The organism is Anaerovibrio sp. (assembly GCF_045637405.1).
Lineage (GTDB): Bacteria > Bacillota > Negativicutes > Selenomonadales > Selenomonadaceae > Anaerovibrio.
On record NZ_JAZTZI010000156.1, the window covers coordinates 1 to 20,548 of the forward strand.

The window sequence follows — 20,548 nt, forward strand, 5'->3', positions numbered from 1 at the left end:
ACAGACTACAACAGCTGGTGAGCATATCTCCCAGCTCGTTGCGACGCGAAGCTAGTCCTGAAAGGAAAACGCTAATTGGAAGATTTTTCTTCTAAAGAAGAAAAATTTGAACAATGGCGTTATAATTCAAAAAGTCCTATGAAAAATGCAAGAGTAATTGCAAAAGTCATAGGACTTTTTGTGATTATTTCATGTTTGGAGCTTTGTAGGATAGCCGGGTAATATATTATACAAAATTTTTAAATAAACAATAAAATGGATAAAATGTTGGTATGATAAACATAGGAAAAGTAGTAAGTTAATGTATTAATTTAAAGGAGCAAATGTTATGGCATTGCCAAAATATTTTTAATTTTTTCGGTATTCACGGGCGGAAACCTTGAACTGCTTTTTGAATTCCCGGGAGAAGGCGGAGTAGTCACGGAAGCCGCATTGAAAGCAGATGTCGGTAATAGATTGACTGGTGGTGGATAGCAGCTCCTTGGCCAGGCGCAGCCGTTTACTGGTGATGTATTGGTGGACACTGTAGCCAGTTTCAGCCTTGAATTTACGCATCAGGTGGTATTTGCTGATAAAAACAATATCCGCCAGCGTATCCACGGCCAAATCCTCCTCAAGATGGGAATTGATGTATTCCAGCACAGCCTGAATTTTTGGGTCATAGGATGCCTCATGGAGCTGCTGGAGCTGATTGTCCTGAAGGGCCCGATTCAACAGTATCATAAATTCGATAAAGAGAATTTCTGTATATAGCTGGTTGGCAAAGCCCTGCTGGTGATCCACCCGTTCCAGCTTGTTCATGTGGTAGAGCAGATCATGCTCCGGCCCTTTTGGCATGTGCATTACACTGGAGGTTTCCTTTGCCATGCGAAAGCATTTGGACAAGTCGCTTTTGGCTTCTCCCCATTGTTCCTGTTGCCAGTGGTTTAGAAACTCCTGAGATACATAGATTACGATACGTTCATATAGCTTGCCGGGATAGGTCACGGGACGGTGAATTTCCCCGGCACTGACAAAGAGAATATCCCGGGGCTTTAGGGGGTAGTTTTTTCCCTCGATGATATATTGCCCTTCACCATCAATAAAGAGAATAATTTTATGGAAATCGTGATAGTGGAAGGGCACCTCTTTCATAGAAACATCTTTTAAGTGAAAAATACGGAAATGCTGGTGCAGATATCCGCGTTTAAAGTATTCAGACATAGTAGTATCTCCTGCAGTCTAATAGTAAAGGCATTTATTTATAATATGATTATAGCACTTTTTGCAACATAAATAGCAATATTTTCATATTTTGTGTAAAACATGCCTGCTATAATAAAACCATAAAAGGTAAGGAGGTAATGACTATGCAGATTGTATATGGCTTAGATATAAATAACTTGAAATACTTGGTAATGGACTACAATGAAGCTATGATGAACGGCGATACAGTACGCAGGCTGGCCGCTTTTCGCAGTGGTTTGGGAGCAGACAGGGTGGTGTTCATGGATATGGTTCATGATACCGTTATTGCCATCTATAATGCAGAGGGTCATAACATGGTTCCTGACCTGAACGATTTTAAGGCGGCAAGATCTATTTCTGCCGGTAACCATGAACGTGAGTATCATGTAACGGATTATTATTTGAGTACGATTGTGGTTGAAAAAACACCTATTAAGGCCGCATGTTAATACCAATCAATTTGAACTAATTTAAACACTGTTAACAAGGGGAATAAAGGCTTCCTTTTCGTTGACAGTGTTTTATTTTTGATGATATATTGTATGGGTAAGTTGTCGTCTGTCATGTTTTATTTAACAGAGGAGTTGAGAACTAAATGAAAGCATCCGTTATTATGGGAAGCGATTCAGATTGGCCAGTATTAAAGCCGGGATATGACCTTTTGAAGCAGTTTGGCATTGAGACCGAGGTGCATGTGGCTTCGGCACATCGTACACCTGGCAAAGTTAAAGAAATAGTGTCTACTGCACCTGAGCGAGGTGTAGGAGCATTCATATCAGCGGCGGGAGCTGCGGCACACTTAGGTGGCGTTATTGCGAGTTATACTACCTTGCCAGTTATTGGAGTACCTATAAATGCTACTTCATTAAACGGCATGGATGCATTGCTTAGTACTGTTCAGATGCCTTCTGGCATACCTGTAGCTACTATGTCAATTAACGGAGCAAAGAACGCCGCCATTTTTATTGCAGAAATTTTCGCGCTCTCCGATAAGGACATCAAGGAAAAACTGGTTAAGTACAGAGAAAAAATGGTTTCCGATGTTGAAGCAAAGGCAAAGCGTGTTGAGCAGCAGCTCAACAAGGACTGAGTTTTTGTTTTTACATATAGATTTATTTTTTAGGTTTATTTAATTGGAGGTTATTTAAACAATGGAAAAGAAGAACGCAATCTACGAAGGCAAAGCAAAGATTTTGTACGCAACTGAGAACCCAGACCAGCTGATTTGCTATTACAAGGATGATGCTACAGCCGGCAATGGCGCAAAGAAGGGTACAATTGTGGATAAGGGTATCATGAACAACAAGATTACGATGTTCTTCTTTGATTTGTTGGCAAAAGAGGGTATCAGCAATCATGTTATTGAGGTTATGGATGACCGTAACGTATTGATTAAGAAGCTGGATATCGTACCATTGGAGGTTATTATCCGTAATGTGGCTGCTGGCAGCCTGGCTAAGCGCCTTGGCCTGGAGGAGGGTACTCCTATGTCCATGCCTGTTATTGAGCTTTGCTACAAGAATGATGATTTGGGTGACCCAATGGTTAATCGTTATCATGTACTGGCCTGCAAGCTGGCTTCTGCAGAGGAGTTGGATGAGATTGAGGCTCAGGCATTGAAGATTAACAAGATTATGGTTGATTACCTTAAGACCAAGAACATTGACCTCATTGACTTTAAGTTGGAATTTGGCCGTGATAAGGATGGCAAAATTATTTTGGCTGATGAGATTTCCCCTGATAATTGCCGTTTCTGGGATTCCGTAACCAAGGAGAAGCTGGACAAGGATCGCTTCCGTCGTGACCTTGGCAATGTTGAGGATGCTTACAAGGAAATCCTGAAGCGTCTCACCGGTGAAGTCCGCTAATAGATAAAAAATTGCATATTGATTTAGATTGGAAGGTTTAAAGTGATTGATTTAGAAGAAGACAAGATGAAGGAGGAGTGTGGCGTTTTTGGCGTCTACTCCCGGGAATTCGATGTCTCCGAATTGACTTATTATGGTCTTATTGCTTTGCAGCACCGGGGCCAGGAAAGCACAGGCATCGCCGTAACTGACGGTGCCTGGATGGATGTGAGCCGGGGAATGGGCCTTGTGCGGGAGGTATTCCGCCATCAGATTCCTCAGATGGAAAACCAGTATATTGCTATTGGCCATGTGCGTTATTCCACTACAGGTTCCAGCCTGTTGGCAAATACCCAGCCCTTGATGGTGTCCTATTCCGGTGGCAAGATCGCTCTCGCTCATAATGGTAATCTGACAAATGCCGGTGAAATCCGCCGCAAGCTGGAGGAAAGTGGTACTATCTTTCAGACTACCATTGATTCAGAGGTTTTTGTAAATCTCATTGCCCGCTCTCGGAAAGTTACTGTTGAAGAAAAAATCATCGATAGCCTCAAGAAAATCAAGGGTGCCTACTGTCTCACCATAATGACTGAGGATAAGCTGATTGGAGCCAGGGACCCTCAGGGCTTCCGTCCTCTTTGCATTGGGAGACTGGAGGATGGGGGCTATGTTCTTAGCTCTGAAAGTTGCGGCCTTGACGTGGTGGGAGCAGAATTTGTCCGTGACGTGGAGCCTGGTGAAATGGTGGTTATTGACGAAAATGGTCTGGAATCCCATCGTTTTGCCAAGGCAAAGCCATCCATGTGTATTTTTGAGTTTATTTATTTTGCCCGTCCTGATTCCATTATTGACGGCCAGAGTGTCCATGAGTCCCGCTTTGAAATGGGACGTATACTGGCGAAAGAGGCAAAATGCAAGGGCGATATTGTGATTTCTGTTCCGGATTCCGGTAATGTGGCGGCCTCCGGCTACGCTTACGAGGCTGGACTTCCTTATGTCAGTGGTCTTATTAAGAACCGTTACATTGGCAGAACCTTCATCCAGCCTAGTCAGAAGCAGAGAGATACTGCCGTTAAGCTGAAGCTGAACCCGGTGAAGTCTGTGGTAAAGGACAAATCTGTCATCGTAATTGATGATTCCATTGTTCGTGGTACCACCTCCGGCAAAATCGTGAAAATGCTGCGGGATGCCGGGGCCAAAGAGGTTCACATGGTAATCAGTTCACCGCCAATTGGCTTCCCATGCTTCTACGGTATTGATACGTCGGCCCGTAAGGAGCTCATTGCAGCTACCAAGTCCGTGGAGGAAATCCGGGAATACATAGGAGCTGATTCCTTGCATTTCCTGTCCCTGGAGGGGTTGAAGAGCTGCGTGCCGGAGCTTAATCCTAAAAATATGTGTTTTGCCTGCTTTAATGGTGGATATCCTATTCAGCAAAAGACCCAGTCTCCGGCTGAGGTGGATAAGTATATTTTTGAGACTAGAAAGAAAAAGACAAATTGTTAATGGGGGATATAAATGGAAGAAAAGCTGACTTACCGTGACGCCGGTGTTGATATTGATGCTGGTAATTACTCTGTAAAGCTTATCAAAGATAGTGTAAAGGCCACCTATCGCCCTGAGGTTTTGGGGGATTTGGGGGGCTTTGGCGGTCTTTTTGCCCTAAATACCGGCAAGTATAAGGAACCAGTATTGGTTTCTGGTACTGATGGTGTTGGTACCAAGCTGCGTTTGGCTTTTATGCTGAACAAGCATGATACCATTGGACAGGATGCTGTAGCCATGTGCGTTAATGATATTCTGGTACAGGGTGCTGAGCCACTTTACTTCTTGGATTATCTGGCAGTTGGCAAGCTGGACCCTGAGCAGGTGGCTGATGTTGTAAAGGGTGTTGCCAATGCCTGTAAAGAATCCGGATGTGCCCTCATTGGTGGTGAGACCGCTGAAATGAGCGGCTTTTATCCTGTGGGTGAATACGATATTGCTGGTTTTGCAGTAGGTGTGGTGGATAAGTCAAGGATTATTACCTCCGAAAAGGTGAAGGCAGATGATGTGCTGTTGGCTCTGCCATCCTCCGGTGTTCATTCCAACGGATATTCCTTGGTTCGCAAGATAGTTTTTGAAAAGGTGGGCTACAAGGGTGATGAGTTCATTGATGAGCTTGGAAAAACCATTGGTGAGGAGCTTCTGACTCCTACCAGACTCTACCCTAAGACCTGCCTGCCGCTTATAGAGAAATACGATATTCACGGCATGGTTCATATTACTGGTGGCGGCTTCTACGAGAATATTCCACGGGCGCTTCCTGACAATATGGGTTGTGTAGTGGATACTACAGCCTGGGAGGTTCCGGCCATCTTCAAGCTCCTGCAGAAGTGGGGCAATGTGGATTGGAAGGAAATGTATCGCACCTTTAATATGGGTATTGGTATGGTCCTCATCGTTTCCCGTGAAGATGCTGAGGCTATTAAGGCTGATCTTAAGGCCAAGAATGAGCCTGTATATGAGATCGGCCATGTAACCACTGGCAATCACGAGGTTATTACCAAAGGCGGCGTGTTCAATGAGTAAGCATATATTAGGTATTCTCTGCTCTGGCCGGGGCTCCAATATGCAGTCAATTTTGGCTGCCATTAAGTCCGGCAAGATTAAGGCTGAGGTAGGAATAGTACTCACGGACAAGCCTGAGGCCAGGGCTCTCACCGTGGCCAGAGAAAATGGCATTAAGAGTATTTGCATTAATCGCAAGGAATGCAAGGATCAGCAGGATTTTGAGGAACAGCTGGTGACTGAGCTTAGGAATGCCGGTGTTACTCTTGTAGTATTGGCTGGATTTATGCGGATTTTAAGCCCGTATTTTGTAGGGGAATACAGACATCAGATTTTAAATATTCATCCGTCCCTGTTGCCATCCTTTGGAGGTGCCCATGCCCACCGAGATGTACTGGCATACGGCACCAAGGTATCCGGCTGCACCATTCATTTTGTGGATGAGGGCATGGATCATGGACCAATTATTTTGCAGGATACTGTGCCTGTTTTGGAGAATGATACAGAGGAAACTCTGGCAGCTAGAGTGCTGGAAAAGGAGCATATTCTTTATCCAAGGGCCATTGAGCTTTATGTTGACGGAAAGCTGGAGCTTGTGGGCGAACGTCACGTACGGATTAAACAATGATTTAAAGCAGAAACAATACCAATGAATATGCAATTTAAAACTATATGATACAAGGAGACTTTACTATGAAAATCAAACGCGCATTAATCAGTGTATCAGACAAAACTGGTGTGGTTGAGCTGGCAAAGAAGCTGCATGCTGCAGGTGTGGAAATCGTATCCACCGGTGGCACAATGAAGGCCATCAAGGATGCAGGAATCCCTGTTATCTATGTCAGCGATGTTACTGGTTTTCCGGAAATTATGGATGGCCGTGTAAAGACACTGAACCCTATGATTCATGGTGGTATCCTGGCTGTCCGTGACAATCCAAATCACGTTCAGGCCATGAAGGAGCACAAGATTACCGCTATTGACATGGTTGTAGTAAATCTCTATCCTTTCAAGGAAACCATTTCCAAGCCGGAGGTTGCTTTGGCTGAGGCTATTGAGAATATTGATATTGGTGGTCCTGCCATGATTCGTGCAGCTGCCAAGAACTTTAAGTACGTTACCGTTATTACTAATCCAAGCCGCTATGATCAGGTGGCCGAAGAGATTGCCAAGAATGGCTGCGTGAGTGGTATGCTTCGTATGGAGCTGGCTCAGGAAGCCTTCAAGCACACCTCTGAGTATGATGATTGCATTCAGAACTATCTTATGGAGCAGGTGAACAAGTAATGAATATTTTAGTAATCGGCAGTGGCGCAAGGGAGCACACTTTGGTATGGAAGCTGAGTCAGAGTGCCAAGGCTGACAAAATCTACGCGATACCCGGCAATCCTGGTATGGCCTCTTTGGCGGAGTGCGTTCCTGAGATTTCCATTACCGATAACGATTCCATGGTGAAATTTGCCAAGGAAAAGCATGTGGAGCTGGCAGTGGTTGGCCCGGAGGTTCCTCTTACCAATGGTGCTGTAGACGCCTTTAATGCTGCTGGTATCAAGGCCTTTGGCCCTGTAAAGGCTGCGGCTGAAATCGAAGGCTCCAAGGCATTTTCCAAGGGACTTATGAAGAAATACAATATCCCTACTGCCAAATACGAGGTATTTACTGACGCGGCAGCAGCCAAGGAATATATTAAAGCTGAGGGTGCTCCTATTGTTATTAAGGCCGACGGACTGGCTGCCGGCAAGGGGGTTATCGTTGCAATGACCCTTGAGGAAGCACTGGGGGCCATTGATGAAATCATGGGTGACGGTGCCTTCGGCAGTGCCGGAAGTCGTGTGGTGGTTGAAGAATTTATGGCTGGTGAGGAGGTTTCCGTACTTTGCTTCACCGATGGCAAGACCATAGTTCCAATGGTTCCTTCTCAGGACCATAAACGGGTAAATGACAATGATCAGGGGCCGAATACCGGTGGTATGGGTGCCTATGCTCCTGCTCCGGTTGGAACTCCTGAGCTTTTGGCGGAAACCCAGAAGTTGATTCTTGACCCAACCATTAAGGCCATGGAAAAGGAAGGCCGTCTTTATAAGGGTTGTCTTTACGCAGGGCTGATGGTGACTGACGGTAAGCCAAGAGTTGTGGAATTCAACGCCCGGTTTGGTGACCCTGAAACCCAAGTGGTTCTGCCACTTTTGGAAAGTGATTTGGTGGATGTTATGCTCTCCTGCATTGATGGCACCTTGGCGGAGACTGAGGTCAAGTGGAGCGACGGTGCCGCCGTATGTATTGTTATGGCTGCCGGTGGCTATCCAAAGAGCTACAACAAGGGGGATGAAATTACCGGCCTTAAAGAGGCTGAGGCTGGCGGCAACATTGTGTTCCATGCCGGAACCTCTGAAAAGGACGGTCATATTTACACCAATGGTGGCCGCGTATTGGGTGTGGTGGCCAAGGCTGACGGCATCAAGGAAGCTGTGGATTCTGCCTACGCATCTGTGGATAAGATTCATTTCAAGGCTGCCCACTTCCGTCATGATATCGCCCATTGGGCATTGGAACGCTTGAAGAAGTGACCATTCTGCGGTATACTTGAAGCATAATCTAATGAACGGAGTGAGCTCGATGGTCGTTGATGAAAATGTTAATGCAAATGTTAATAAATTGGTGAAGGACCATGCTGTAAACAGGCCTGAAAAGATGAGAAGCTCGGCAGAAATTACGGCCAGATATAATCTTTCCTGCAAGAAGTATAAGGAGCTTAAGGCTGCCAAGGCTGAATTTCGTGAGCAGAAGGTTATGGTGTATGCAGAATTGAAGGTCCTTGGCTGGGTGCTGGGTAAGAGCGAGCAGACCATTTCCAAGGATGCAAATTGATAGTTGTTTTTTGACTGCCCTGTGATTTTTCATGGGGCATTTTTGTGTGCGCAGTTTTCATAAAAGTCTTATTTTATGCTATACTTATTACATTAGTGAGCAATTAAGGAGGTCATTTTGATGAATGTAAATGACGTTATTCATGGTTTTAAGCTGATAAAAATTGATAATGTACCGGAGGTAGCCTCTGATACCTTTGAATTTAGACATATAAAGAGCGGAGCCCGGCTTCTGTATTTGAAAAACAAGGATGATAACAAGGTATTTTCTATTGCCTTCCGTACACCGCCTACCGATGATACCGGTGTTCCTCATATCATTGAGCATTCCACTCTCTGTGGTTCCCGTAAATTTCCATTAAAGGAGCCCTTTGTGGAGTTGGTTAAGGGGTCCCTTAACACTTTCCTTAACGCCATGACCTATCCGGATAAGACCGTATATCCGGTGGCAAGCTGCAATGACAAGGATTTCCATAACCTTATGGACGTATATCTCGATGCAGTTTTTTATCCTGTAATGCTGGAAAATCCTGAAATTCTCATGCAGGAGGGCTGGCATTATGAAATCGAAAAGCCGGATGAACCATTAAAGTATAGCGGTGTAGTATATAACGAAATGAAGGGGGCCTTGTCCTCTCCTGAGGATTTGCTGGCTAATGAGATAATGCGGGCCCTGTATCCTGATACCACTTATTCCAATGAGTCAGGTGGCAATCCGTCCGCTATTCCAAACCTGTCTTATGAGCAGTTTAAAGAATTCCATAGAAAGTACTACTCACCAGCGAATAGCTATATCTATCTTTATGGTGATATGGATATTGAAGAGCAGTTGGAATTTATCGATGAGGAATATCTCAGCCATTTTGATATTGTGGATGTGGATTCCACCATTGAGGAGCAGAAGGCTTTCAACCAAATTAAGCGGGTGGTAGCTGATTATCCAATTGGGGAGGCAGAAACCACCGAGGCCAAGACTTTTCTCTCTTATTCCGTAGTTGCAGGGGATACTGACGAAGTGGAAGATTTGATGGCCATGTCCCTTTTAGAGGAGGCTCTTTTAAAGAATCACGCTTCGCCTCTGCGAATGGCCCTTATTGAGTCCGGTATTGGTCAGGATGTGTCCTCCAGCTTTGAGGGGGCAATGCTGCAGCCATTTTTTAGCATTGAGATGAATGGCTCTGAGCCACAGCATGCGGACAAGTTCGTGGATATAATCCGTACCACTCTCGCCAAGATTGTTAAGGATGGCATTGACCGGAACCTGTTGGAGGGTACGCTGAACCGCATGGAGTTCCGTCTCCGTGAATCTGATTTTGGCACTGCACCCAAGGGACTTATCTACAATCTGACTCTGATGAACAGTTGGCTTTATGACAGGGATCCATTAATTATGCTTCGGTATGAGGACCTGCTGGTTTCCCTGCGGGAGAAGCTGGCTACCAGATATTATGAGGATCTTATTCAGTCTAAGCTGCTGGATAATAGATTTGGTGCATTGGTGGTATTAAAGCCAAGTGTAACCATGGCGGCTGAAAATACCAAAAAGCTGGAAGAAAAACTGGCCAAGGTGAAGTCTGGCATGAGTCCGGAGGAAATTCAGGGACTTATAGATGCTGCTGCAAAGCTGAAAAAACGTCAGCAGACTCCTGATAGTCCTGAGGCACTGGCAACGATTCCATTGCTCAAAATTTCTGATATTAACCCTAAGGCCCGGGTGTTCCCACTGGAGGAAAAGGAAATTGACGGCGTCAAGGTGCTATTCTCCGATGTGGATACCAAGGGGATTGTATATTATTCCGTATATTTCGATATGGATGTTATTCCACAGGAGTTGGTGCCTTATGCTTTCCTGTTTAATGACCTTATGGGACGGGTTGATACCAAGTCCAACGATTACGTGGAGCTCAGCAAGAAGATGACCTTCTATACCGGCGGTATGGGAGGCGATATTGATGTATTCCCTATTGCTGGAAAGCCTGATGAGTTCCGTCCTATGTTCAGGCTTACCTCCAAGGTGTTCTACCGCAATTTGCCTATTGCTGTGGAATTGATGAATGAGGTTATTAATGAGACTATCTTTGAGAATGATACCCGCCTTAAGGAGCTGATTATTCAGTCCAAGGTTGGTATGGAAATGGAGATGCTGAATTCTTCTGTAGCTGTTGCCCGCAGCCGTTTGGCATCCTTTATTTCCAAGGATGGTGTATTTGAGGAAATGGGGGAGCTGTCCCTTTACCCAATACTGAAGGACCTGGCAGATAATTTTGATGAGCGTTTCGCTGATTTTAAGTCCAAACTCCAGCAGATAAAGAAATTGCTGTTCAGCTCTAAACGACTTACTATTGGCGTTACTATGCCTAAGGCTGATTATGCCATGTTCGAGAAGGAAATTAAGGTACTTATCGAGGCACTGAAAGCAAACAAGGAAGCAGATCAGGCTTCCGGCTGTTCTTATGAATTGTCTGTAGAGAATCATCAGGAGGCTCTTTTATCCTCCAGCCAGGTGCAGTATGTGGGCAAGGGCGCCAACCTTATAAAGCTGGGGTATGATGTGCCTGGGTATCTCCGTGTAATGGAGGTAATGTTAAAATACGAATACTTCTGGATAAAAATAAGGGTTCAGGGCGGTGCCTATGGTGCTATGACTAACATTAACAGCAATGGTAATGTTATGTTCCTGTCTTACAGAGATCCTAAGCTGAAGGAAACGCTGCAGGTCTTTGATGAAACCGCTGATTTCCTGAAGAATTTTGATGCGGATGAACGGGAAATGACCAAGTATATTATTGGTACCATCAGCAATGCTGATATGCCACTGACTCCAAAGATGATGGGTAGCTTTGCCCAGAGCCTGTATTTCAGAAAATATAGTCAGGAGCAGCGCCAGAAGGTAAGAGATGAGATACTTTCCACTACTCCAAAGGATATAAGAAATCTTGCTCCGGCTATTGAGGCTGCCATGAAGGCTGATAATATCTGTATTTTTGGTAACGAAACTGTTTTGGAGGAAAATAAAGATGTTTTTGACAGAATGACCCGGGTAATGGACTAGGATATGTTATGGTTAATACGGACTTTCATTGACTTTGTTTGGTCGCCATGCAATAATTATGTTGGTTATGTAAATTAACTTGGTTATGTAACATGACAATGTTTGGAGGTTTTTTTGTGAAGGATGTTGTTTTTAGAGGTGCTGGCGTAGCTATTATTACACCATTTACCGAAGAGGGAATCAATTTCGAGGAGCTGGGTCGTATTATTGAGGACCAGATTGCCGGTGGCACAGATGCCATTGTAATTACTGGTACTACAGGCGAGTCAGCTACAATGTCTGATGAAGAACATAAAGCCGCTATAAAATATGCTGTGGAGAAGGTTGCTGGCCGTATTCCTGTGGTTGCGGGTACCGGCTCCAACGAGACAGACTATGCCATTCAGCTTTCCCGGTATGCTGAGAAGGTGGGGGCAGATGCGCTGCTGGTGGTTACTCCATACTATAATAAATGCACCCAGAAGGGCTTGGTTAAGCATTATACTGCTATTGCAGATTCTGTTAATATTCCGATTATCATGTATAATGTTCCTTCCCGCACAGGTGTGAATATTCAGCTTTCTACCTTCAAGGAGCTTTCCAAGCATCCACGTATTGTGGCCGTTAAGGAAGCCAGTGGGGACTTGTCACAGGTTGCCAAGATTCGTCATGAGTGTGGTGATGATTTGGCGATTTATTCAGGCAATGACGATCAGATTATTCCTATTCTTTCCTTGGGGGGCCAGGGGGTTATTTCCGTACTGTCCAACGTGGCACCAAGGGAGACCCATGATATGTGCCAGCTGTTCTTTGATGGCAAGGTTAAGGAAGCATCCCAGATGCAGATTGATTTTATTGATTTGATCAATGCCCTGTTCTGTGAGGTTAATCCGATACCTGTGAAGGTGGCTATGCGCATGAAGGGATATAATGCCGGTCCATTGCGCCTGCCACTTACGGAGATGGAGCCAGAGCATGAGACGTTACTGAAGAAGTGTATGGAAGCACACAAGCTCCTGTAATACTTCTTAATATACAATCCTAAAACGGTTGTAGGATTGTCGAAGGATTGATGTCGAGGGACTGCAACTATATGGTTGCAGTCCTTTTTTAAAGGAAAGCTGTTTGGGGGAACAGCTTCCATGGGGATATTTAGGAGGTTACTATGAGAGGAGTTTTCGACATTGTTGGCCCGATTATGATTGGACCATCCAGCTCCCATACGGCTGGTGCGGCCAGACTAGGGCTTATGGCAGGGAAAATTTTAGGGGAACCGGTGGCAAAAGCGGAGATTTTATTACACGGTTCCTTTGCCAGAACCTATCGGGGGCATGGTACCGACAAGGCTTTAATAGGAGGCTTGTTGGGTTTTTCACCTGAGGATGAACGTATTCGCGATGCCCTGGATATTGCAAAGGAGCGCGGACTGGCTTATTCATTTGCACCAGTAGATTTAGGGGATGCCCATCCTAATACGGCGGTGTTTGTTCTGACCGGTACTAATGGACGTAAAATTACTGTTGGCGGTGCCTCTGTAGGCGGTGGCAATATAGAGGTAAGAAACATTGATAGCTTCCAGATAGCTCTCACTGGCCAGTATCCATCCTTGATTATCGTTCATACGGATAAGCCAGGGGTTATCCGTGATATTTCTGATGTATTGGCCAAGCATCATGTTAATATTGCCTTTATGCGGGTGTTCCGCCGTAACCGCGGACAGCAGGCCATGATGATTATTGAGACAGATGAAGAACTGACGGAAGATATTATTCAGGATTGCCGCAGTACAGGTGTCATTGAAAATGCTTTTGCAGTTCCGGCTATATAGGAGATGGGCACATGGTAAATTTTAATTCAATAAAAGAGCTCATTGAGCTGGCTAAGGAGAATAAGACTACTATTGGTAAAATAACCATGGATTATGAGGCGGAGCATTCCTTCGACAGCAAGGAACACATGCTGAAGTCCATGGGGGATAATTGGCGGGTAATGCAGGAGTCCATTGAGCGTGGAGTATCCAACAAGGATAAGTCCCTTAGTGGTCTTACCGGGGGAGATGCCATAAAAATTTATGCCCATAGGGATAATAGCTACACAGGGAAAACGGTTATGACAGCAGCGGCCAGCGCCGTGGGTGTAAGTGAGGTTAATGCGGTAATGGGACGTATTGTAGCTTGTCCAACAGCTGGGTCCTGTGGTATTGTTCCGGCGGCCATTAAGACAGCAGCGGAAAAGAATAATAATACGGAAGAAGAAATAGTAGATGCTTTGTTTACTGCAGCGGGTATCGGCTTGGTAATAGAGGCCAACGCCTCCATCGCAGGGGCCTATGGCGGCTGTCAGGCGGAGTGTGGTACAGCAGCAGGTATGGCTGCCGGTGCCATGGTGCAGCTTGCGGGAGGTACTCCTGACCAGGTGGGACATGCTGTAGCTTTAGCTATAAAAAACCTTTTGGGCCTTGCCTGTGACCCGGTAGCAGGACTGGTAGAGGTGCCTTGTGTCAAGAGAAATGGCTTTGTGGCTGTTCATTCCATGGTGGCAGCTGATATGGCCCTGGCCGGGGTAGAATCTGTTATTCCGGTGGATGAGGTAATTGATGCTATGGACCGCATTGGACGGAGCCTTCCTCGTACTGTTAAGGAAACTGCTGAGGGTGGATTGGCGCTTACCAAAACAGGTAAAGAAATCTCCAAGCGGGTATTTGGTTAAGGGTAATCCTTTGAATTATATATAGATGGTTTAATCATGTTTTAATGGACAAATATGACTGTTTATATTAAACTTTATTAGGGATTAAAACTAGACTTTTATGGAGGTAATTTTAATGAAGAAGATTATACAGTTGCTGACTGTGATGTGCATTATGGTTTTTGGCACCCAGTTTGCATTTGCCTGGGAAGTGGGTACTTCCAAGGAAACCGTATACAGCTATGGTATGCTGGATGCAAAGTCTTTTGTAATTGGTAATCCGCAGTTCTCTCCACAGGATGAGGAACCAACTGTTGAAGAGCTTACAAAGATGATTTACGATCAGGCTGTAAAGAACAACAAGAAGAATCAGTTCTCTTATATGTCCTATCAGGATTTTTGCAGAACCGTGAATAATAAGGAGCATATAGATATATATCGTTTGGGCCGTCATAAGGCATTGGAGCTCTTTAAGGAAAGAGTTAAGGATTATGGTGATGCTTATATCGTGTGCACCGTATCCAATGATACCCGTCTGAATGTGTTCTTTGATGTTGTGGATTCCAAGTCCCATGAGGTACTGTATTCCTACAGAAAGCTGGCTCCAAAGGGCACCCCTCGTGATACAAAGCTCTACGAAGAAATTTGCCGTGATTTCTTCAATGCCTACAACAACAGAATTAAGGTTGTAGCAAGAGAGAAGAAGGAAGAGGATGAGCTTATCCTGAAGATGGGTAAGGAAAACTACGAGAAGTACAAGAAGGAAAAGCTGGCTAAGCAGAAGGCTCAGGAAATCGTTGAAAATGATTTGGACAGATATCTGAGACCTGACCATAGAGTAGGCCGTGGCTGGGGTAACGAATAATACTTAAAATTAAAAGAAGCTTTTATGAAATGGTTTTTCATTTCGTAAAGGCTTCTTTTTTTTAATCATTGATGGGCCAGATACAACGGTTTTATTTTTGCATCCTCGGCGATATTTTCCCTAAGGTAGCCTGCCCGCACCATGGCATCGAGAACAATAAACTGGCGTTGCTTGGCCAGCTTAAAGTTTTCATATGGGGAATATACAGAAGGTGCGTTGGGAATACCAGCCAGCATGGCGGCCTCAGGCAGCGCAAGCTGGTCAGGAGTTTTGTCGAAATAGCCCTTGCAGGCATCCTTTAACCCGTAAAAGCCGGAGCCAAAGTAAATGGTATTCAGGTACATTTCCAGAATCTGTTCCTTGGAGTAGTGCAGCTCCATATCAAGGGCCAGCAGTATTTCCTCTACCTTTCGTCCGTAGGTCTGGTCCTGGGACAAAAACATATTTTTTACCAATTGTTGAGTAATGGTGCTGGCTCCCTCTTTTACTTCGCCGTATTGGAGATTTACCAGGGCCGCTCTGCCAATTCCCTCCGGATCAAAACCGTGATGTGTGTAAAAACGGTTATCCTCCACGGCCACCACAGCCTGGGTAAGGGATTCCGGCATTTCATCAATGGAAACGTAATTGTCACGGTTAAGGGAGTTGTTAACTTCCCGTTCAAGAAAAACAATACGGTTAATCCGCAGGGCAGTGGCCGGCTCAAAGAAAATGGTGCCACCGGATACATAATAGGCTGCGCAGAACATAATGGCAAACAGAATAGCCAGCATTATTAGCCGTTTAATTAATCGAATTAAGAACATCATGCTATATAATTTCCCTCTTTTAATGAATCATAATTGATAACGCAATTAATTCTAACACAGTTGTTCGTATTTTTCCATTTCTCAGTTAAAATGTAATAAATGCCGTGTATAACGTTGCATAATTATTAATAAAATATTGCATTTTATGAATAAAAGGTGTATACTCTACTCATTGACAAGGAGGAATTGACCATGAAGAAGGTAAGTGTTATTGGTGCAACTGGCTATGCCGGTGCCGAATTGTTGAGAATATTACATAATCATCCTGAGGCTCAGGTGGTACACATTACCTCAGAAAGCCATGCAGGTGAGAATATTTCTGATATATACCCTCATTTGCGAGGAATTTACGACAAACAGCTCATTAGCATGAGTGAAATGGAACAAATCGGTAATGACAGTGATTTCGTTTTCATCGGCTTGCCTCATGGTCATGCCATGAAGGTGGGCAAGGCTTTGGAGGCTAAGCCCACCAGGATTATTGATTTGGGCGCGGATTATCGCTTTGATGATACTGATGTGTATGAGGCCTGGTACAAGGTGGAGCATGTACACAAGGATGCCCCTAGAGTGTATGGCTTGGCAGAGCTTTACAGAGATCAGATAAAGGATGCCAAGATAATAGGTAATGCAGGATGTTATACAACTGCCAGCATTTTGGCCCTGGCACCCTTGGCCAAGGGTAATCTTATCGATATGGATACTATTGTGATTGATGCCAAGTCGGGAGTTTCCGGGGCAGGCAGGGGAGCAAAGCTGCCAAATCATTTCCCGGAGCTATATGATAGCTTCAAAGCCTATGGGGTAGCTAATCACCGTCACACACCGGAAATTGAGCAGGCCTTAACAGCGCTGTCCGGAAAAAATACGGTGCTTAACTTCACACCTCACTTGGTGCCAATGTCCAGAGGGATTTTGAGTACATGTTATGCAAAGATCATGGATGGGGTGAAGCCGGAGCAGGTTGACAGGGCCTACGAGGAAATGTACGGCAAGGAGTTTTTTGTCAGACTTCTTGGCAGAAACGGCTATCCAGCCACGAAGAATGTACGGGGCTCCAATTACTGTGAGCTGGGGTGGCATATTGATCCCAGAACTAATAGGGTAATAGTCCTTTCAGCCATAGACAATTTGGTTAAGGGGGCGGCTGGTCAGGCCGTGCAGAATTTCAATATTGCCTGTGGCTTTGACGAGAAGCTGGGTCTGGATGTTGTGCCAATGTACCCTTAACTTAATTCTTAGAGTGGAATTTATATAGGAGGAATTTAGAATGTTTTCTGAAAAAAATGCAAAGGCTGGCGTAACCTTTCCAAAAGGGTTTAAAGCTGCCGGTGTTAAGGCTGGTATAAAAAAGAGTGGAAATCTTGATTTGGCGTTGATATATACTGAAAAGGAAGCGGCTGTTGCTGGCGTATTTACAAAGAACGCCGTGGCAGCAGCTCCGGTTATTGTGGATAAAGAACATCTTAAGAATGGCAAGGCTCACGCTATTGTGGCAAATGCAGGCTGTGCCAATGCCTGCACTGGTGAAGTGGGGCTAAAGAACGCTCAGGAAATGGCCAAACTGGCTGCTGCTGAACTGGGATGTGATCCTTATGATGTATTTGTTGGATCCACTGGTATTATTGGTGTTAATTTGCCTATGGACAAGATGGCAGCTGGTATTAAGGCTGCTGCTGCTGAGCTTTCTCAGGATGGCAGTGTGAATGCCGGAAATGCCATTATTACCACGGATACTTATTCCAAGGCCTGTTCCTTCTCCGTACAGATCGGAGGCAAGGAAGTTCGCTTTGGTGCTATTGCCAAGGGCTCGGGCATGATTCAGCCAAATATGGCTACCATGCTTTGCTATATTTCCACAGATGCCAACATCGCTGCACCTCTCCTGCAAAAGACCTTGTCTGACATCGTGGAGGTTTCTTTCAATATGATTTCTGTTGACGGTGATATGAGTACCAATGACACCGTGCTGGTTCTGGCCAATGGTGAGGCCGGCAATGCGGAAATCAAGGAGGGGACAGAGGACTATAAAGTGTTCTATGATTCCCTAAAGACCATCTGCCAGGAGCTGTCCAAGCGTATTGCTGCTGATGGCGAAGGGGCCACCAAGTTCCTTACAATTAACGTACATGGCACCAAGACCTTTGATGATGCCAAGACTGTGGCTATGAGCATTGCCAAGTCTCCATTGGTTAAAACCGCTTTCTTCGGTGAAGACCCTAATTGGGGGCGGGTAATCTGTGCTGTGGGCTATGCCGGAGTTCCAATGGTGCCTGAAAAGACGGTTATTAAATTTGGTGATATTACTGTTTACGCCAATGGCCTGGGAGCAGAATTTGATATGGATGAGCTTTCCAAGGTAATGGCAGAGCATGATATTGAAATCAATGTGGAAATGGGCATGGGAGATGCCGCTGCCACGGTGTGGAGCTGTGATTTCTCTTATGAGTATGTAAAGATTAATGGTGAGTATCACACCTGATGAGGTGATTTACATGGCTTTTATGGAGCATGCAGAGAAAAAGGCGGGAACCCTTATTGAGGCCCTGCCATATATACAAGAGTTTTACGGAAAAACCATCGTTATAAAATACGGTGGCAATGCAATGATAAATGAAGAGCTAAAGCAGAAGGTTATGGAGGATGTGAGCCTGCTGAAATATGTGGGTATGCGGCCGGTAATCGTGCATGGCGGTGGCCCGGACATTACCCAATTCCTGAAGAAGGTGGGCAAACAATCTGCCTTTGTCAGCGGCCTTAGAGTAACCGATGAAGAAACGGTGGAAATAGCGGAGATGGTCCTTGATGGCAAGGTAAACTCCGATATTGTAAATATGCTTAATTGCCGCGGAGTGAAGGCAGTAGGTCTTAGCGGCAAGGATGCGGGACTTATTAAGGCCTCAAAGAAGCTTGCCACTGTATATGATGAAGCCGGGAAGCAGGCCGATGTAGATATCGGCTATGTGGGGCAGGTGGCTGCCATTGATACATCAATTTTGGATACTCTGTTGGATAATGGTTATATTCCCGTCATCGCACCTATTGGTGTAGGTGATGACGGCGAAAGCTACAACATCAATGCTGATTATGTGGCAGCGGAAATAGCTGGTGCTCTAAAGGCAGAAAAATTGTTGTTGCTTACAGATACTGAAGGAGTTTATAAGGATTTTGAGGACAAGGATACCTTTATATCCACTCTTACGGTGGCGGAGGCCAAGGAATATATTAAAACTGGAATTATTTCCGGGGGCATGATTCCAAAAATCGAGGCCTGTTTGAAGTCCATTGAAAGTGGTACCAATAAGGTTCACATTATAGACGGCCGTCAGCCTCACTCCATAATATTGGAGCTGCTGACTTCCAGTGGTATTGGTACTCAGGTTATTAAATGATTGATAATGAAAGGGTGTACATATATGACTGATGAACAGATTTATGAAAAGGACGCCAGGGACTATCTTCCAGTCTTTGCCCGATACAAAATTGTATTGGACCATGGCGACGGGGTCTATGTTTATGACACCCATGGAAAGAAATACATTGATTTTCTGGGAGGCATTGCTGTAAATGTCTTGGGGCACAATCATCCTCAGCTGGTAAAGGCAGTGGCTGAACAGGCGGGGAAAATGATTCACTGCTCCAATCTCTACTACACTCAAGTACAGGCTGATGCGGCTGAAAAGCTCACCAAATTAAGCGGACTTAATAAGGTATTCTTTGGAAATTCCGGCGCGGAGGCTAATGAGGGAGCCATTAAGCTGGCCCGTAAGTATGCTCATAGCATTGATGCAGATAAATCCCAGATTATTACAGCTGTTCACAGCTTCCATGGCCGCACCATTGCCACTTTGACGGCAACTGGGCAGCCAAAGTATCAGGAGGGGTTCGGCCCACTTCCTGAGGGCTTTGATTATGTGCCATATAACGATATAGAAGCCCTTGAAAAGATAATGAGTGATAAAACCGCAGCAGTTATGCTGGAGCCTATCCAAGGCGAAGGCGGCGTGCATGTTCCAGATGGTGCTTATTTAACCAAGGTCCGTGAGCTTTGTAATAAGCACAACGCCCTGCTGATATTTGATGAAATCCAGACAGGTATCGGTCGCAGCGGTAAATTCTTCACTTATGATAAATTTGGCGTTAAGCCGGATATTGTAACCTTGGCCAAGGGATTGGCCGGTGGGGTGCCAATCGGTGCCTTTATTGCCTCTGATAAGGTGGCAGCCGTATTCCATGCAGGAGATCACGGTTCCACCTTCGGTGGCAATCCCCTGGCTTGTGCTGCAGCCAATGTGGTGCTTGATTTGGTAGGGGATGATAAGTTCCTCGATAACGTAGAGGCTATGGGTGATTATATGAAATCACGTCTGGAGAAAATCCAGAACAAATTCCCAGACCTTGTAAAAGAGGTGCGGGGCATGGGGCTTATTTTGGGCATGGAGCTTACCAAGCCAGGAAGGGATATTGTAAACTCCTGTCTGGAAAAGGGTGCTATCATTAACTGTACCGCTGGTAATGTGTTGAGATTTGTACCACCTCTGATTGTTACCAAGGAACACATTGATGAGGTGTGCGATATATTAGAAAGCGTATTACCTGATTTTGCATAATATGCGACGGTGAATGTTACCTTTCACGACGACTTCGTCACTAAAACCATTTTT

Annotated in this window: 21 protein-coding genes; 19 read left to right on the forward strand and 2 right to left on the reverse strand. The window is 45.1% G+C overall.

Features of this window, described 5'->3' with window-relative positions:
• Window positions 1–75 precede the first annotated feature (75 nt).
• Window positions 76–222, forward strand: coding sequence for a hypothetical protein (locus ACKI5G_RS10745; RefSeq protein WP_407400259.1), 147 nt, complete (start codon window positions 76–78; stop codon window positions 220–222).
• Between the two features lie 126 nt (window positions 223–348).
• Here ACKI5G_RS10745 and ACKI5G_RS10750 read toward each other — a convergent pair whose 3' ends face one another.
• Entirely contained in the window at window positions 349–1,203 is an 855-nt protein-coding gene (locus ACKI5G_RS10750) for a helix-turn-helix domain-containing protein (RefSeq protein WP_407400261.1), read from the reverse strand.
• A 146-nt stretch (window positions 1,204–1,349) separates the two neighbouring features.
• Between ACKI5G_RS10750 and ACKI5G_RS10755 the strand changes: the two genes are divergently transcribed.
• The 14 genes from ACKI5G_RS10755 to ACKI5G_RS10820 all read left to right on the forward strand — a co-directional run bounded on the left by ACKI5G_RS10755 (window position 1,350) and on the right by ACKI5G_RS10820 (window position 15,075).
• Window positions 1,350–1,676, forward strand: a complete 327-nt coding sequence (locus tag ACKI5G_RS10755; protein WP_407400263.1) for a hypothetical protein — start codon at window positions 1,350–1,352, stop codon at window positions 1,674–1,676.
• A gap of 146 nt (window positions 1,677–1,822) precedes the next feature.
• On the forward strand, window positions 1,823–2,317 hold the full coding sequence (gene purE, locus ACKI5G_RS10760; RefSeq protein ID WP_407400265.1) for a 5-(carboxyamino)imidazole ribonucleotide mutase: 495 nt from the start codon (window positions 1,823–1,825) through the stop codon (window positions 2,315–2,317).
• Between the two features lie 61 nt (window positions 2,318–2,378).
• On the forward strand, window positions 2,379–3,095 hold the full coding sequence (gene purC, locus ACKI5G_RS10765; RefSeq protein ID WP_027396303.1) for a phosphoribosylaminoimidazolesuccinocarboxamide synthase: 717 nt from the start codon (window positions 2,379–2,381) through the stop codon (window positions 3,093–3,095).
• Between the two features lie 66 nt (window positions 3,096–3,161).
• On the forward strand, window positions 3,162–4,580 hold the full coding sequence (purF, locus tag ACKI5G_RS10770) for an amidophosphoribosyltransferase (RefSeq protein WP_407400291.1): 1,419 nt from the start codon (window positions 3,162–3,164) through the stop codon (window positions 4,578–4,580).
• A gap of 12 nt (window positions 4,581–4,592) precedes the next feature.
• On the forward strand, window positions 4,593–5,645 hold the full coding sequence (purM, locus tag ACKI5G_RS10775; RefSeq protein WP_407400267.1) for a phosphoribosylformylglycinamidine cyclo-ligase: 1,053 nt from the start codon (window positions 4,593–4,595) through the stop codon (window positions 5,643–5,645).
• Window positions 5,638–6,252, forward strand: coding sequence for a phosphoribosylglycinamide formyltransferase (purN, locus tag ACKI5G_RS10780; RefSeq protein WP_407400269.1), 615 nt, complete (start codon window positions 5,638–5,640; stop codon window positions 6,250–6,252). Before purM ends, purN begins: the two co-directional genes overlap by 8 nt.
• A 65-nt stretch (window positions 6,253–6,317) precedes the next feature.
• Window positions 6,318–6,911: an IMP cyclohydrolase gene (locus ACKI5G_RS10785; RefSeq protein WP_297963318.1), complete on the forward strand. Its 594-nt coding sequence runs from the start codon at window positions 6,318–6,320 to the stop codon at window positions 6,909–6,911.
• Window positions 6,911–8,191 carry a phosphoribosylamine--glycine ligase gene (gene purD / locus ACKI5G_RS10790; protein WP_407400271.1) on the forward strand — a complete coding sequence of 427 codons (1,281 nt, stop codon included), beginning with the start codon at window positions 6,911–6,913 and terminating at the stop codon, window positions 8,189–8,191. The genes ACKI5G_RS10785 and purD overlap by 1 nt, the downstream gene beginning before the upstream one ends.
• A gap of 49 nt (window positions 8,192–8,240) precedes the next feature.
• Window positions 8,241–8,492 carry a hypothetical protein gene (locus tag ACKI5G_RS10795; protein ID WP_407400273.1) on the forward strand — a complete coding sequence of 84 codons (252 nt, stop codon included), beginning with the start codon at window positions 8,241–8,243 and terminating at the stop codon, window positions 8,490–8,492.
• A gap of 120 nt (window positions 8,493–8,612) precedes the next feature.
• Window positions 8,613–11,543, forward strand: a complete 2,931-nt coding sequence (locus ACKI5G_RS10800) for an insulinase family protein (RefSeq protein ID WP_407400275.1) — start codon at window positions 8,613–8,615, stop codon at window positions 11,541–11,543.
• A gap of 116 nt (window positions 11,544–11,659) precedes the next feature.
• Entirely contained in the window at window positions 11,660–12,544 is an 885-nt protein-coding gene (gene dapA / locus ACKI5G_RS10805) for a 4-hydroxy-tetrahydrodipicolinate synthase (RefSeq protein WP_407400277.1), read from the forward strand.
• 143 nt (window positions 12,545–12,687) lie between these two features.
• Window positions 12,688–13,350, forward strand: coding sequence for an L-serine ammonia-lyase, iron-sulfur-dependent subunit beta (gene sdaAB, locus ACKI5G_RS10810; protein ID WP_407400279.1), 663 nt, complete (start codon window positions 12,688–12,690; stop codon window positions 13,348–13,350).
• Window positions 13,351–13,361: 11 nt separating this feature from the next.
• Window positions 13,362–14,231, forward strand: coding sequence for an L-serine ammonia-lyase, iron-sulfur-dependent, subunit alpha (sdaAA, locus tag ACKI5G_RS10815; protein WP_407400281.1), 870 nt, complete (start codon window positions 13,362–13,364; stop codon window positions 14,229–14,231).
• 115 nt (window positions 14,232–14,346) lie between these two features.
• On the forward strand, window positions 14,347–15,075 hold the full coding sequence (locus ACKI5G_RS10820; RefSeq protein ID WP_407400283.1) for a hypothetical protein: 729 nt from the start codon (window positions 14,347–14,349) through the stop codon (window positions 15,073–15,075).
• Window positions 15,076–15,140: 65 nt separating this feature from the next.
• On the opposite strand, the gene ACKI5G_RS10825 is transcribed toward ACKI5G_RS10820, so the two are convergent.
• On the reverse strand, window positions 15,141–15,884 hold the full coding sequence (locus ACKI5G_RS10825; RefSeq protein WP_407400285.1) for a transglycosylase domain-containing protein: 744 nt from the start codon (window positions 15,882–15,884) through the stop codon (window positions 15,141–15,143).
• Window positions 15,885–16,076: 192 nt separating this feature from the next.
• On the opposite strand from ACKI5G_RS10825, the gene argC reads away from it, so the two are divergent.
• Genes argC through ACKI5G_RS10845 form a run of 4 tightly spaced genes read left to right on the forward strand, consistent with a single transcriptional unit; the run spans window position 16,077 to window position 20,494 of the window.
• Window positions 16,077–17,114 carry an N-acetyl-gamma-glutamyl-phosphate reductase gene (argC, locus tag ACKI5G_RS10830; RefSeq protein WP_407400287.1) on the forward strand — a complete coding sequence of 346 codons (1,038 nt, stop codon included), beginning with the start codon at window positions 16,077–16,079 and terminating at the stop codon, window positions 17,112–17,114.
• Window positions 17,115–17,154: 40 nt separating this feature from the next.
• A complete protein-coding gene (argJ, locus tag ACKI5G_RS10835) occupies window positions 17,155–18,366 on the forward strand; it encodes a bifunctional glutamate N-acetyltransferase/amino-acid acetyltransferase ArgJ (protein ID WP_407400289.1) in 1,212 nt (403 codons plus the stop codon).
• A 22-nt stretch (window positions 18,367–18,388) separates the two neighbouring features.
• Window positions 18,389–19,276 carry an acetylglutamate kinase gene (argB, locus tag ACKI5G_RS10840; RefSeq protein ID WP_407400293.1) on the forward strand — a complete coding sequence of 296 codons (888 nt, stop codon included), beginning with the start codon at window positions 18,389–18,391 and terminating at the stop codon, window positions 19,274–19,276.
• A 24-nt stretch (window positions 19,277–19,300) separates the two neighbouring features.
• Window positions 19,301–20,494, forward strand: coding sequence for an acetylornithine transaminase (locus tag ACKI5G_RS10845; protein WP_027396318.1), 1,194 nt, complete (start codon window positions 19,301–19,303; stop codon window positions 20,492–20,494).
• Window positions 20,495–20,548: the final 54 nt, after the last annotated feature.

Bases quoted from the DNA above. Each gene is read 5' to 3' on its own strand.
- ACKI5G_RS10795 (WP_407400273.1), top strand. From the start codon at position 8,241: ATGGTCGTTGATGAAAATGTTAATGCAAATGTTAATAAATTGGTGAAG.
- purD (WP_407400271.1), top strand. From the start codon at position 6,911: ATGAATATTTTAGTAATCGGCAGTGGCGCAAGGGAGCACACTTTGGTA.
- ACKI5G_RS10750 (WP_407400261.1), bottom strand. From the start codon at position 1,203: ATGTCTGAATACTTTAAACGCGGATATCTGCACCAGCATTTCCGTATT.
- purF (WP_407400291.1), top strand. From the start codon at position 3,162: ATGAAGGAGGAGTGTGGCGTTTTTGGCGTCTACTCCCGGGAATTCGAT.
- purC (WP_027396303.1), top strand. From the start codon at position 2,379: ATGGAAAAGAAGAACGCAATCTACGAAGGCAAAGCAAAGATTTTGTAC.
- ACKI5G_RS10800 (WP_407400275.1), top strand. From the start codon at position 8,613: ATGAATGTAAATGACGTTATTCATGGTTTTAAGCTGATAAAAATTGAT.
- ACKI5G_RS10845 (WP_027396318.1), top strand. From the start codon at position 19,301: ATGACTGATGAACAGATTTATGAAAAGGACGCCAGGGACTATCTTCCA.
- argJ (WP_407400289.1), top strand. From the start codon at position 17,155: ATGTTTTCTGAAAAAAATGCAAAGGCTGGCGTAACCTTTCCAAAAGGG.
- ACKI5G_RS10820 (WP_407400283.1), top strand. From the start codon at position 14,347: ATGAAGAAGATTATACAGTTGCTGACTGTGATGTGCATTATGGTTTTT.
- purN (WP_407400269.1), top strand. From the start codon at position 5,638: ATGAGTAAGCATATATTAGGTATTCTCTGCTCTGGCCGGGGCTCCAAT.
- sdaAB (WP_407400279.1), top strand. From the start codon at position 12,688: ATGAGAGGAGTTTTCGACATTGTTGGCCCGATTATGATTGGACCATCC.
- purE (WP_407400265.1), top strand. From the start codon at position 1,823: ATGAAAGCATCCGTTATTATGGGAAGCGATTCAGATTGGCCAGTATTA.
- ACKI5G_RS10755 (WP_407400263.1), top strand. From the start codon at position 1,350: ATGCAGATTGTATATGGCTTAGATATAAATAACTTGAAATACTTGGTA.
- argC (WP_407400287.1), top strand. From the start codon at position 16,077: ATGAAGAAGGTAAGTGTTATTGGTGCAACTGGCTATGCCGGTGCCGAA.
- argB (WP_407400293.1), top strand. From the start codon at position 18,389: ATGGAGCATGCAGAGAAAAAGGCGGGAACCCTTATTGAGGCCCTGCCA.
- ACKI5G_RS10785 (WP_297963318.1), top strand. From the start codon at position 6,318: ATGAAAATCAAACGCGCATTAATCAGTGTATCAGACAAAACTGGTGTG.
- purM (WP_407400267.1), top strand. From the start codon at position 4,593: ATGGAAGAAAAGCTGACTTACCGTGACGCCGGTGTTGATATTGATGCT.
- sdaAA (WP_407400281.1), top strand. From the start codon at position 13,362: ATGGTAAATTTTAATTCAATAAAAGAGCTCATTGAGCTGGCTAAGGAG.
- ACKI5G_RS10825 (WP_407400285.1), bottom strand. From the start codon at position 15,884: ATGATGTTCTTAATTCGATTAATTAAACGGCTAATAATGCTGGCTATT.